This is a genomic window from Stenotrophomonas sp. LC732, assembly GCF_052446685.1.
GTDB lineage: Bacteria > Pseudomonadota > Gammaproteobacteria > Xanthomonadales > Xanthomonadaceae > Stenotrophomonas > Stenotrophomonas muris.
Map to the genome: position 1 here is coordinate 4,345,922 of NZ_CP199214.1, position 11,603 is coordinate 4,357,524.

General features: G+C 68.1%; 12 protein-coding genes. 7 read left to right on the forward strand and 5 right to left on the reverse strand.

Annotated features, from left to right (window positions below; genetic code table 11):
• Window positions 1–58 precede the first annotated feature (58 nt).
• The 4 genes from ACT6SE_RS20505 to ACT6SE_RS20520 form a co-directional block, all read right to left on the reverse strand.
• On the reverse strand, window positions 59–274 hold the full coding sequence (locus ACT6SE_RS20505) for a hypothetical protein (RefSeq protein ID WP_014648852.1): 216 nt from the start codon (window positions 272–274) through the stop codon (window positions 59–61).
• Window positions 271–924 (reverse strand): RNA polymerase sigma factor, encoded by a 654-nt coding sequence (locus ACT6SE_RS20510; RefSeq protein WP_046433208.1) that lies wholly within the window; start codon window positions 922–924, stop codon window positions 271–273. The genes ACT6SE_RS20505 and ACT6SE_RS20510 overlap by 4 nt, the downstream gene beginning before the upstream one ends.
• A 37-nt stretch (window positions 925–961) precedes the next feature.
• Complete coding sequence (locus ACT6SE_RS20515; protein ID WP_005414880.1) at window positions 962–1,291, reverse strand: hypothetical protein; 330 nt, start codon at window positions 1,289–1,291, stop codon at window positions 962–964.
• A gap of 70 nt (window positions 1,292–1,361) precedes the next feature.
• Window positions 1,362–1,814, reverse strand: coding sequence for a hypothetical protein (locus ACT6SE_RS20520; protein WP_046433210.1), 453 nt, complete (start codon window positions 1,812–1,814; stop codon window positions 1,362–1,364).
• Between the two features lie 161 nt (window positions 1,815–1,975).
• On the opposite strand from ACT6SE_RS20520, the gene ACT6SE_RS20525 reads away from it, so the two are divergent.
• The 7 genes from ACT6SE_RS20525 to ACT6SE_RS20555 all read left to right on the forward strand — a co-directional run bounded on the left by ACT6SE_RS20525 (window position 1,976) and on the right by ACT6SE_RS20555 (window position 10,717).
• The gene (locus ACT6SE_RS20525) at window positions 1,976–4,345 is read left to right on the forward strand and encodes a S9 family peptidase (protein ID WP_046433212.1); all 2,370 of its coding nucleotides are present in this window, start codon (window positions 1,976–1,978) and stop codon (window positions 4,343–4,345) included.
• A complete protein-coding gene (locus ACT6SE_RS20530; protein WP_032960632.1) occupies window positions 4,342–4,761 on the forward strand; it encodes an NUDIX hydrolase in 420 nt (139 codons plus the stop codon). The genes ACT6SE_RS20525 and ACT6SE_RS20530 overlap by 4 nt, the downstream gene beginning before the upstream one ends.
• Window positions 4,762–4,791: 30 nt before the next feature.
• A complete protein-coding gene (locus ACT6SE_RS20535) occupies window positions 4,792–5,352 on the forward strand; it encodes a hypothetical protein (RefSeq protein WP_046433216.1) in 561 nt (186 codons plus the stop codon).
• Window positions 5,353–5,386: 34 nt separating this feature from the next.
• On the forward strand, window positions 5,387–6,499 hold the full coding sequence (locus ACT6SE_RS20540; RefSeq protein WP_046433219.1) for a hypothetical protein: 1,113 nt from the start codon (window positions 5,387–5,389) through the stop codon (window positions 6,497–6,499).
• A 37-nt stretch (window positions 6,500–6,536) separates the two neighbouring features.
• Window positions 6,537–8,150, forward strand: a complete 1,614-nt coding sequence (locus ACT6SE_RS20545) for a hypothetical protein (protein ID WP_046433221.1) — start codon at window positions 6,537–6,539, stop codon at window positions 8,148–8,150.
• A 53-nt stretch (window positions 8,151–8,203) separates the two neighbouring features.
• Window positions 8,204–9,100, forward strand: coding sequence for an oxygen-dependent coproporphyrinogen oxidase (gene hemF, locus ACT6SE_RS20550; protein WP_046433223.1), 897 nt, complete (start codon window positions 8,204–8,206; stop codon window positions 9,098–9,100).
• Between the two features lie 96 nt (window positions 9,101–9,196).
• Entirely contained in the window at window positions 9,197–10,717 is a 1,521-nt protein-coding gene (locus tag ACT6SE_RS20555) for a hypothetical protein (protein WP_046433227.1), read from the forward strand.
• Between the two features lie 44 nt (window positions 10,718–10,761).
• On the opposite strand, the gene ACT6SE_RS20560 is transcribed toward ACT6SE_RS20555, so the two are convergent.
• A complete protein-coding gene (locus ACT6SE_RS20560; protein WP_046433229.1) occupies window positions 10,762–11,241 on the reverse strand; it encodes a DUF421 domain-containing protein in 480 nt (159 codons plus the stop codon).
• Window positions 11,242–11,603 lie beyond the last annotated feature (362 nt).

Sequence of the window (11,603 nt, forward strand, 5' to 3'; positions counted from 1 at the left end):
CGACCCAGGTCGGCATCTGCCAACGGCGACTGGAACGGCCCACCGCCCAGAGGGCGCCTCAGAGCCAGAAATACCAGGCCGCTGCAGCCAGCAGCGCGCCAAACAACAGCACCTGCACCACCACATAGCCCACGCCACCGTCGCGCGACTCAGCGGCAATGCGCTTCTGCAGCGCCTCGCTCACATCCGGCGTTGCTTCCTGCTGCGCCTGCTCGCGCAACGCCTGTGCCAGCACGCGCGCTTCCGCATCGCGAGGATCGGTGGGTGGGTTCACAGCAGCTCTCCGACAGTGGCATGCCGCGTCAGTTCCTGCTTCAGGACCTGGCGCGCGCGGTGCAGGTGGCTCTTGATGGTACCGCGTGCCAGTCCGGTCACCTGCTCGATCTCGGCCAGATCGAAATCCTCCAGGTAATGCAGGCCGACGATCAGGCGCTGCGGCGCGCTCAGCCGTTCCAGTGCCGCGCCGAGCTGGCGCCCGGCCTGCAGCGCCTCGCTCAACTCGGCGGGCCCGGGGCCTTCATCGCCGATCCCCAGTTCCTCCGGCACCTCCACCGCCACCATCCATTGCGCCTCCAGCCGCCGCCGGCGCAGGTGCTGTAGTGCAGTGGTGTAGGCCACCCGCGAAACCCAGGTACGCAACGAAGATTCAAAGCGGAACCGGTGCAGCTGGCGGAACACGGCCAGGAAGGTTTCCTGCAGCAGGTCAGCCACCTGGTCGCGGTCGCCCACCATGCGTCCGATCACATGCGCGCAGGTGCGCTGGTGGGTCTCCACCAGCTGCGCGAAGGCCGACTGTGAGCCATCGATGATGGCCCGCACCAGGGCCTGGTCCGCGTCCAGCGCTTTGGGGGGAGCCGCCGTCGCCGCCGTATCCTCGCGGCGACGGCCCCGCAGTGCCGACAGCGCTTCGCCGAGCAGGCTCATGCGCGGGGCGCCCCCTGTGCCCGTGGCATGCGCCGGCTCAGCCCTTGCGTGCGGCAGGACGGGTGAAGTGCCAGGCCAGCAGCTGGCCCAGGCCGGCACTGCCGACCAGCGCGGCAGCGGCACCGAAGGTCAGGTCACGCGCACCGATGGCCTCCAGCAGGGCCATGGCCAGGGCCAGGCAGACCAGGCTGATGCCCCAGCGCAACGCCCCCTGGCGGCGCCGCTCTTCTTCCAGCACGGCCAGCGAGCGGATCACTTCCTCCGGCACGTGCGGGGCCACCAGCTTGCTGCGCGCGCGCGCATCGGCAATGGCATGGATCGCGTAGGCGATGCAGATGAAGAGGGTGATCGGGATCAGTTCCTGCATGGTCGGGCTCCTGTTCGATGGATGATGCGGGTTCAGGAGAATGGATGCGCGACCACGGCAACCGGTTGCACTAGCTGCCTGCCACCTCGTCGCTGGCGCCGGGCGTGTCCGCCGGCTCCGGGAAATAGGTCTCCACCTGGAAACCCAGCTGCAGGTCCGCCAACAGTCGCAGCAACTGCTGATCCAGCACAAAACCCGCCCATGCGGTCTTTCCAAAGATGCCGACACGCACGCCGATCGAAGCCCCCTCCTGCAGCAGTTCCCCGATCACATCGGCGCGTGCCCGCAGGAGATCGACCAACGCCGGCCAGGCATCCATCAGCCAGCCGTCCTTGCCCCTCTCCAGTACGAACACCACGCGGGTCTCCGCATGCCCGCTGATCAGGCTGCCGTCGCGATCCCGGTATCCGGTTCCGACGTCTCGGGAAAACGCCGGTTCCAGATCCAGCCGGGCGGCAATCCCGGCGCCGGCCTCTGTTGGGTGCTGCACGCGCAGCGAGATCCTGTAGTCGTAGCAGTACATATCGGTTCCATCCGAACGGAATGGCCATCATGCCGCACACGCCGTCGCAGCGACCTGGAGGGGGCCATTTTGCCGATTCCGCTGCCATGACCTGTGGCCCCTGCCCCGGGCCCGTGCGGCTGCTACGCTTGCCCGGTTTCCTCTACTGGTGCCGTCCGCCCATGTCCCGAGTGCTGCCCCTGTCCCTCCTGCTGTCGGCCGTGCTGGCCGCACCGGCTGCGCATGCCGCGCCGACGCCGATCACCATCGAACAGGCCATGGCCGACCCGGACTGGATCGGTCCGCCGGTCGAGAAGGCCTGGTGGTCGTGGAACAGCCAGCAGGTGGAGTACCAGCTCAAGCGCAACGGCAGCCCGGTACGCGATACCTTCCGCCAGCCGGTGGCCGGTGGCGTGGCCGCGCAGGTGGCCGATGACCAGCGCGGCACCCTGGACGTGGCCGAGCCGGTCTACGACCGCAGCCGCAGCCGCAGCGCCTTCGTGCGCAATGGCGATGTGTTCGTGCGCGACCTGCGCAGCGGCGCGCTGACCCAGCTCACCCGCAGCAACGAGCGCGCGGGCAACGTGAACTTTGCCGCCGACAACGGCGTGATCTGGCGCGTCGGCCAGAACTGGTTCCACTGGACCGCCGCCAGCGGCGTGCAGCAGGTGGCCAGCCTGAAGGCCGAGAAGGACCCGCGTACGCCACCGAAGGCCGACGTGCTGCGCGACCAGCAGCTGCGCACGCTGGAAACCCTGCGCCGCGACCGCGAGCAGCGCGAGGCATTGAAGGACCAGGACCAGCGCTGGCGCCAGGCCGACCCGACCCGCGCACCGGGCCCGGTGTACCTGGGCGCCGACGTCGAGATCGGTGACAGCGTGCTGTCGCCGGACCTGACCCACCTGATCGTGGTGACCAAGCCGAAGGACTTCGACGACGGCCGCACCAGCAAGATGCCGCTGTACGTGACCGAATCGGGCTACGAGGAAACCGAGGACACCCGCACCCGCGTCGGCCGCAACGGCTTCGAGCCACACACCCTGTGGTACGTGGACGTGCGCACCGGCAAGGCCGAGAAAGTCTCGCTGTCCAGCCTGCCGGGCATCAGGACCGACCCGCTGGCCGAGCTGCGCCGCAAGGCCGGCAAGGATGCGCTGAAGGGCGAGCGCAGCGTGCAGGTGATGAGCGACTTCATGGGCGGCGGCATCCGCTGGAGCGCCGACGGCCAGCAGGCCGCGGTGATGCTGCGTGCCAACGACAACAAGGACCGCTGGATCATCAGCGTCAATGCCGCCGACGGCCGCGTGCAGAACCGCCACCGCCTGACCGACAACGCCTGGATCAACTGGGGCTTCAACGATTTCGGCTGGATGGCCGATGGCCGCACGCTGTGGCTGCTGTCCGAGGAATCGGGCTTCTCGCACCTGTACACCCAGGCCGGCACCGCCAAGCCGCAGGCGCTGACCAGCGGCAAGTGGGAGACCTCGGCACCGGTGCCGTCGGCCGATGGCAAGGGCTTCTACTTCCTGTGCAACCAGCAGGAGCCGCATGACTACGAAGTCTGCGCGGTCGACACCGGCAACCGCCAGGTACGCGAGCTGACCAGCCTCAATGGCGTGGAGGATTTCTCGCTGTCGCCGGATGGCCAGCAGCTGCTGGTGCGTTACTCCGGTGCCTACCTGCCGCCGCAGCTGGCGGTGCTGCCCAGCACCGGTGGCCAGGCACGCGTGCTGACCGATACCCGCACCGCCGATTACAAGGCGCGTGAGTGGATCCAGCCGAAGCTGGTCGCGGTACCGTCCAGGCACGGTGCCGGCGTGGTCTGGGCCAAGTACTACGAGCCGGAAAACAAGGAACCGGGGAAGAAGTACCCGATCGTGATGTTCGTGCACGGCGCCGGCTACCTGCAGAACGTGCACCAGCGCTACCCGGCCTACTTCCGCGAGCAGATGTTCCACAACCTGCTGGTGCAGAAGGGCTACATCGTGCTGGACATGGACTACCGCGGCAGCGAGGGCTACGGCCGCGACTGGCGCACGGCCATCTACCGCAACATGGGCCACCCGGAACTGGAAGACTACAAGGACGGCCTGGACTGGCTGGTCGACACCCAGCAGGGCGACCGTGACCACGCCGGCATCTACGGCGGCTCCTACGGCGGCTTCATGACCTTCATGGCGCTGTTCCGTTCGCCGGGCACGTTCAAGGCCGGCGCCGCGCTGCGCCCGGTGGTCGACTGGCACAACTACAACCACGGCTACACCAGCAACATCCTCAACACCCCGGACATCGATCCGGAGGCGTACCGCGTGTCCTCGCCGATCGAGTACGCGCAGAACCTGCAGGACAACCTGCTGATCGCCCACGGCATGATGGATGACAACGTGTTCTTCCAGGACTCGGTGAACCTGACCCAGCGCCTGATCGAACTGCACAAGGACAACTGGTCGATCGCACCGTACCCGCTGGAACGCCACGGCTACGTGCGTGCCGATTCCTGGCTGGACCAGTACAAGCGCATCCTCAAGCTGTTCGAGCAGAACCTGAAGTGAGCAACGCCGCGGCCATGATCCGGATCGTGGCCGCGGTCATCCTGGATGACCGCGGCCGGGCGCTGCTGGTGCGCAAGCACGGTGCCCGCCGCTTCATCCAGCCCGGTGGCAAGCCCGAACCCGGCGAAGCACCGCTGCAGGCGCTGGCCCGCGAACTGCACGAGGAACTGGGCGTGCAGCTGTGCACCGGTGCCGCCATCGCACTGGGCACGTTCGAGGACTGGGCAGTGAACGAGCCCGGCCACCGCGTGCAGGCCCAGGCCTGGTGGGTGCAGGTGGACGGTACGCCACAGGCGTGCGCCGAAATTGCCGAACTGGCCTGGGTGCCGCTGCAACCACCGCATGGCCTGCCCTTGGCACCCTTGAGCGAACACCATATCCTGCCGGCGGTCGCCACCCGGGTGACGGCCCGCTGAGCAGGCGGGCGCCGACTGCAAGGACATCGGATGTCAATGTCGATCCCGTCGATCCCCTCGCTGCCTTCCCCGGCCTATCACGCCTGGGTGCGTCCTGTCGCACAGGCCTCGTTCTGGCTGTCACTGGTGCTGACGATCTACTTCGTGCTGCAGGGACTGGTGCTGTGGCCGTTGCACAACCTCGCGCTGTGGCGCCTGGTGGAAAGCGAAGTGCAGCACCAGCAGCTGCACAGCCTGATCTGGCTGCTGGCGCACCCGGTAGCCGCATCGATGGTCGTCGCGCTGTTGTGCCTGGCCTCGACCGTATCCAGCTGGGGCCTGCTGCGCGAACGGCGCTGGGGCCTGTGGAGCTTCGTGGTACTGCTGCTGCTGAGTGGCCTGACCAACTTCGCGGCCGCCTGGTGGCTGGACCTGTTCATGGGCGACTTCATTCCGCTGCTGGCCGATGACCCGGCCCTGCTGCAGGAGCTGCAGCTGAAACGCTGGCTGATCACGCTGACCGTGGTCGGCATGTCGTTCGTGCTTCTCGGCCTGCAGGGCTGGCTGGCCTGGCGCCTGCTGCGGCCGGATGTGCGCTCGCGCTTCCACTGAGTTCTACCGATCCCCGTTCGACAAGGACTGTCGCATGCGCTTGCTGATGCTTCTTCCCGCACTGCTGTTCGCCGCGCTGCCTGCCAGCGCCGACGCGTTGCAGTGTGGCGAATACCGCAGCGCCGATGGCGGCATGGCGCTCGTGTTCACCACCCCCAGCAGCGGCTACCGCCACAACGACATCCGTGAACGGGAGCCACTATGGGTCGATCGCAGTGCGGCGCAGACCCGGTTGGTCATGCTCGACGATGGCGTGGCGCAACCGATCCGGATCAGCGCCGATGGGCACCGCATCGAGGACGACGTGGTGACCTACACGCTGAGCCACTCCCGCGCCTGCGCCATCGAACCCAGCGTGATGGACGGCAGCTGTCGCGCCGCCGGCAGCCACTGCATCGCGCAGCTGCCCACGGCCTCACCCGGCCAGGCCCTGCGCGCGTGCAATGAAGGCGTTGGCGCAGGCTGCTCGACGCTGCTGCGACAACTGCGCGAGAACAGCGCAGCAGTAGCCAATGACACCGGCCCGGCCCGCTTCGAGCGCCCGGGCATCTGCCGCGAACCCACACCTGGGCATGATCCGGAGGCCTGCGAGACGCAAACCAGTGATGCGCTGGCTGCCGCCATGCAGCAATTGGGCGAACGTCTGCAACAGGTAGACGAAGACGCGCCGGATTCGCCGCTTCCGGGCGCTGCACGTGATCGTCTGCAGCAGCTGTGCCTGCAACACCGTGGTGGTCGCTTCTGTACCGAGGTGGCCGAGCAGCAGTTGATCGCGCTGGAACCCGCGTTGGCCGTGCAGGCGCTGCAGGTGGTCTGCGATGCTGGGCGCGCCAGTGCCTGCGAACGTGTTGCGCCATTGCGTGAACTCGGCACCGATCTACGCCTCGTGCCTCTCCAGCAAGTGCCCTGTGGCCGCTATCAGGCCGATGGCGGCGCGATCGACAGGCTCGACTTCGGCGATGGCACGCGCGGCCGACTGGAAGACGGCGCCATCCACCTTCAGCAGGACGGCGAAACCCTTGTCCTGCGCCAGCTGGGCAACGGCGATCTGCTTGGCATGGATACGCAGACCGGTTACCAGCGCTACCAGCCGGTGCCCGGCACGGCACAATGCACGCCCCCGCGCGAGGGCCGTGGTTCGCCGTAGCGCCTGGAGTTTCCCGTTCGATCGTCAAGGAGACGACATGCATTCACCCGCACCGCGCCGCCGCTGGCTGGTCTGGGCGCTGCTGCTGGCCGCGCCGATGGCCGCCGCACAGTCACCGCAATGCGGCCTGTTCAAGGCCGACGAAGGCAGCGGCACGCTGCGCATCAGCTCACCGAACCGCGGCGAGCAGAAGCACTTCGGCAGTGCGCCGTCTCCGGTCGCGTTCCAGCAGATCGACGGAAAGCTGCAACTGGTGAACCTGGAGTACGGCCTGCCCAGCGCGTTGCAGGTGCGCGATCGTGGCCGCACGGTCGAGGTGGATGGCACGGTCTACATCCTGCAGGCCCCCGCACAGTGCGCCGCCGCAGCCAGGCCGGCTGAAGGCAGCTGCCTGGCCGATGCGGCGGCGTGCCTGGACAACCGCCGTGAAGCGCCCCCGGCCGCGCTGGAAGCAGGGTGCCGGGAAGGCGTGCCCGGCATGTGCCTGCAGCTGGCCGATCGCTGGCATGACGAGGCCAGGGCGCCGGCCACGCCGGATGAGGCGCAGCAACAGGCCATCCTCGATACCGCACTGGCCGGCATCGAACTGCCTGTGCCGTGCCGGAATGGCGGCTTCAGCAACGAGACACCGGCCTGTGCAGCGGCGCTGGAAGCGGATCCGGCGCTGCAGGATCAGATCGTCAAGGCCGCGATGGGTGCGGCGATGGTCGAAGCCGTGAGCTCCGTGCTGTCACCCTCCACGCCGGTGGTGGTGCCGGCCGCGCAGCGCCAGCAGCTGTTGCAGTTGTGCCAGCAGGTCGGCCATGGCGGCTTCTGCAGCCGCGTGGCCGAGCTCTCGTGGGAATCCGGCGACCCCTTGCAGGCGGTGCAGGCACTGACCACAGCGTGCGCGCCCGGTAAGGAAAGCGCCGCCTGCGAGCGCCTGCCTGCATTGCAGGCGCTGGGCGCCTCGTTGCGGCCGCAGCCGGCTACGGCGCTGCCCTGCGGCACCTTCCGCGCCGCAGGTGGCCTGATGGATACGCTGGACTTCGGCGATGCAGGACGGGTCGGCATCGGCTGGGACAGCCAACTGCGTGCTCGTGTCGAAGACGGCGACATCCGCATCCGCCACGACAAGGGCGGCGACTTCGTGCTGCGGCCGTTGCCCGGGGGCCAGCTGCTGGGCCTGGACACGTGGACACGCTTCCAGGTGTTCGTGCCGACCGGCGAGGGCGCGAGCACCTGCAGCCCGCCGAAACACTACACGGTGCTGCCGCTGCCTCAGGACTGCCCGCAGGCGCTGGCCAGCGGCGGTGCCGAAGCCTGCTGCGCGCAGGGTAAGCTGCAGGGCTGCAACATTCTTGGCAACCGTCTTGCGCTGTCCGGCCAGTGGCGGCAGGCGGCAGAGCACTACACCACCGTGTGCCGTGCCGGCGTGCGCGAGGGCTGCGAAGACCTGGTCGCAGCGCAGGGCCGCAGCAGCGACATCGACGCCCATGCGACGCTGGAGCGGCTGTGTGCCGCCGACCGCAGCGGGCGCCACGTCGCCTGCGACGTGCTGGACACCGGAAACTGGAGCGCCCTGGAGCTGGGCCGTGTCCTGCAGGAGGCGGTGGACGAAGCGACGGCCGAGGACACTCCGGCGCCGCGCGCTTCCAACCGCAAGCGATGAGCCGGCCAAGGCCTGCCCGCAGCTTCGGGCGGGCCCTGCGGTAAAGTAGCGCCATGAACGAATTCGAGCGCGTGCGCGCCTACCTCACCGACCTGCAGGACCGGATCTGTGCAGCGATCGAGGCCGTCGATGGCCAGGCCCGCTTCCAGGAAGACCTGTGGCAGCGGGCCGAGGGCGGTGGCGGGCGTACCCGCGTGCTGCGCGACGGCGCGGTGTTCGAGCAGGCCGGCATCGGCTTCTCCGACGTGGCCGGCAGCCGCCTGCCGCCGTCGGCCTCGGCCAACCGCCCGGAACTGGCCGGCGCCTCCTGGCGCGCCACCGGCGTGTCGCTGGTGTTCCACCCGCTCAATCCCTACGTGCCGACCACCCATGCCAACGTGCGCTTCTTCCAGGCGCAGCGCGACGGCGAAGTGGTGGCCAGCTGGTTCGGCGGCGGCTTCGACCTGACTCCGTTCTACCCGTTCGACGAGGACGTGCAGCATTGGCACCAGGTCGCCCGCGACCTGTGCACACCGTTCGGCGACGAGCGCTATGCCGCGCACAAGCGCTGGTGCGATGAATACTTCTTCCTGCGCCACCGCAATGAAACGCGCGGCGTCGGCGGCCTGTTCTTCGATGACCTGCACGGCGATTTCGAGCGCGATTTCGCTTATCTGCGTGCGGTCGGTGATGGCTTCCTCGACGCCTACCTGCCGATCGTGCAGCAGCGCAAGGACGCCGCATATGGCGAGCGCGAACGCGAGTTCCAGCTGTACCGCCGCGGCCGCTACGTGGAGTTCAACCTGGTCTACGACCGCGGCACCCTGTTCGGGCTGCAGAGCGGTGGCCGCAGCGAAAGCATCCTGATGAGCCTGCCGCCGCGGGTGCGCTGGGAGTACGGCTTCACCCCGGAAGCGGGCAGCGCCGAGGCGCGCCTGGCCGACTACCTGGTGCCACGCGACTGGCTCTGATCGTCCGGCGCCACGCCTGATCCGTGGCGCCTTCTTACGCCTGTGGTGCGCCCCGCGCCGGACAGGCCCTGCACTGCCTCCTTCAAGGATGACCCCATGCCTGCTGCTGTTCCCTTCCGCCCCCGCGCCGCGGGCTGGCGCTCCCTGCTGTTGCTTGCATTGGCCTCGGCCAGCCTGCCGGCCGCCGCGCAATCGATGGCCTGCGGCACCTACAAGGACGTCGACGGCAACACCACGCTGACCATCGAAAGTGAAGGCCATGGTTTCCTGTCCGGCCCCTACCAAGCCACCGAGCAGCTGCGCATCGCCCGCCAGGAGGACGTGCTCGGCACCGGCAACCTGTCCACCGGCCGCCTGGAAAACTGGTACTTCTCGGACAACGATCGCACGATCAGCACCCCCTATCGCGAATTCACCCGCGAGCACACCGCCGCCTGCAAGACGATGCCGGAGCCCATCGAGGGCGGCTGCGTAATGAACACCTCCGAGTGCCTGGAGGCGTTGCCGGAAGCCGAACCGCTGAAGCTGCATGCCTGGTGCGCCGAAGGCGTGGGCGCGGCCTGCATGCAGCTGCTGGAGACCTACCAGCGGCAGGCCAAGGACGCAGCGCCGGCGCCTGCACGTTCCGAGCCGCCGATGCCGGAGATCTGCAAGGAGGATTCGGCGTCGTTCAATGCCGAGGGCTGCAGGGCGATCGCCGAGGTGGTCGGCGCCGAGATGATGGGCAAGGCCGTGCTCGGCCTGCAGCATTCGAACGACCCTGTCTTGCCGTCCGCGCAGCTCGATGAACTGGCCGCACTGTGCCGGCAGCAGCAGGGCGAGGCGTTCTGCGCCGACGTTGCCGAGGCGCTGTGGAGTGGTGGGCGCCTGTTGCAGGCCCATCAGGCGCTGCAGCTGTCGTGCGCCCAGCGCGCGGAGGGCGTGGCCTGCGGCCGCGCCGAGGCGCTTGCCCGACTGGCCTCGGTACCGGCCGCTGCACTGGCCCCGGTGCCGGCTTCCGCGCTGCCCTGTGGGAGCTATGAAGCGGAGTACGGCGTGCTCTCGCAGCTGCGCTTCCTCGATGGTGGCCTGGTGGAAGCCGGGGGCCGCGACCAGCGCCTGCGCGCGAGCCTGCAGGACGGGCGCATCCTCATCCATCGCGACGTCGGCAGCGACTTCGTACTGCAGCCGCTGAAGAACGGAAACCTGGCCAGCGTCGACGGCGGCAACCGCTTCGCCTACTACGAGCGCAAGCCGGGCTCAGGCAATGCCAGCTGCGCACCGCCGGTGGCCTTCGTGGAGATCCCCCTGCCGCTGGACTGCCCGACCCTGGACCGCAAGGACGGCGCCAAGGCCTGCTGCACCGATGGCAAGCTGCTGGGCTGCAAGGTTGCCGGCGAGGCACTGTTCAAAAACGAACAATGGGCCGCATCGCTGTCCTACTTCCAGACGCTGTGCAGCGCGGGTGTGCGCGAAGGTTGCCTGGCAATGGCCGCGGTGTATGCGCATACCGCGGATCCGAAGATTCCGCAGGCCATGGCTGCGATCTGCGCGAAGGACGGCAAGGGCACCCACGTCGCCTGCGATGTGGACGCGACGCGCAACTGGCCGGCGCTGAAGGCTGAAGCCGCTCCCTGAGGCCAGGCACCTGTTGAGCCGGGCATCGGCCCGGCGCTACGAGGTCAGGTGCTCTTCCGCGCGATGATCGTGATGTGCCCGGTCGTCTCCAGCAAGGCGATCTGCACGTCCTCGATCTGCAGCCCGCCCTGTTGGCGCAGCGCGGCATCGAAATCGGCCCGGCTGATCAGTTCGCGGCGGAGAACGCCCTCCAACAGCCGGCCATCACGCGCGATCACGGTGGGCTCTCCTTCGATCATCCGCTCCATGCGCCGATTCCGGGTGGTCAACCAGCCCACCCCGTAGTTCAGCACGATCAGGGTGGCCGCCAGCAGCAGGCCACCGCCCAGCGAGGTGTCGGTGCCCAGCAGCGCGTTCTGCACCGCGTTGCCCAGCAGCACGATCAGCAGCACGTCGAAAGGCGTGATCTGCCCCAGAGCCCGCTTGCCGCCCAGCCGGACCATGCCCAGCACCACGACATAGACCACCACCGCGCGCAGGATGAATTCCCACCACGGCATGGCCAGGGCGAACAGGTCGGGCATGGTCTTCCCCTGCGGAACGGTGGCCCAGCCTAGCATCTGGGGTCAGATCCCTTTGCCCGGCGGGCAAAGGGATCTGACCCCCAGTGTGTGTTTCCGTTGGCGCAAATAAAAAGCCCCGCTGACCAGGGGGAGGTCAACGGGGCCGGGGAACGGGCACTTGGGGAGGAGTCCCCGTTCCGAGATCTGCTCCAGGGGATGGGAGAGATCCACAACAGGCGTTGCGCCTGTCGGGAGTTATAGAAGCACTTCGAACACTAACGGTTCGTGAAGGGGCCCCATTTAATGAATTTCAATAGGGGCAACATTCATGGTCGAGTCAGAAACACCCGACTCATGAACAAATTCACGTCGTTTTCGGCCTG

Coding starts and splice junctions, on each gene's coding strand:
- ACT6SE_RS20510 (WP_046433208.1), bottom strand. CDS start 924: ATGAGCCTGCTCGGCGAAGCGCTGTCGGCACTGCGGGGCCGTCGCCGC.
- ACT6SE_RS20515 (WP_005414880.1), bottom strand. CDS start 1,291: ATGCAGGAACTGATCCCGATCACCCTCTTCATCTGCATCGCCTACGCG.
- ACT6SE_RS20520 (WP_046433210.1), bottom strand. CDS start 1,814: ATGTACTGCTACGACTACAGGATCTCGCTGCGCGTGCAGCACCCAACA.
- ACT6SE_RS20525 (WP_046433212.1), top strand. CDS start 1,976: ATGTCCCGAGTGCTGCCCCTGTCCCTCCTGCTGTCGGCCGTGCTGGCC.
- ACT6SE_RS20535 (WP_046433216.1), top strand. CDS start 4,792: ATGTCAATGTCGATCCCGTCGATCCCCTCGCTGCCTTCCCCGGCCTAT.
- ACT6SE_RS20540 (WP_046433219.1), top strand. CDS start 5,387: ATGCGCTTGCTGATGCTTCTTCCCGCACTGCTGTTCGCCGCGCTGCCT.
- ACT6SE_RS20545 (WP_046433221.1), top strand. CDS start 6,537: ATGCATTCACCCGCACCGCGCCGCCGCTGGCTGGTCTGGGCGCTGCTG.
- hemF (WP_046433223.1), top strand. CDS start 8,204: ATGAACGAATTCGAGCGCGTGCGCGCCTACCTCACCGACCTGCAGGAC.
- ACT6SE_RS20555 (WP_046433227.1), top strand. CDS start 9,197: ATGCCTGCTGCTGTTCCCTTCCGCCCCCGCGCCGCGGGCTGGCGCTCC.
- ACT6SE_RS20560 (WP_046433229.1), bottom strand. CDS start 11,241: ATGCCCGACCTGTTCGCCCTGGCCATGCCGTGGTGGGAATTCATCCTG.